This window comes from Methylobacterium sp. AC690 (assembly GCF_979256535.1).
The window spans coordinates 1-245 of the sequence record NZ_CEEDOX010000112.1 but is presented as its reverse complement, the minus strand read 5'-3'; the positions used below and the strand labels follow the sequence as shown (position 1 = coordinate 245).

The window sequence follows — 245 nt, the reverse complement described above, 5'->3', positions numbered from 1 at the left end:
ATATCCAGCGTAAAGTCAAAATTCAACTTGGAGACGCCGTAGTGGGTCAGCGGCGGCTCTTTTGCTGACTTGCGGCCTAAACGCTCCATGCTGCGGGCGATCATATCCAGCATCGGGTAGGGGACGGAACGAATACGACAGTCAATATTCAACTCGTCGATCAGCTTCTGCACGATGCTGCGCAGTGTGCGATGCTCGCCGTTGGTGATGTTGTACACACGCCCGGAAGGTAGCTTATCGCAGGC

1 protein-coding gene is annotated in these 245 nt (G+C 54.7%); it reads right to left on the bottom strand.

Translation table 11 applies throughout. The features are described from left to right. On the bottom strand, positions 1 to 245 hold a 245-nt coding region (locus AC0IY1_RS25505), incomplete at both ends, for a hypothetical protein (RefSeq protein ID WP_471773370.1).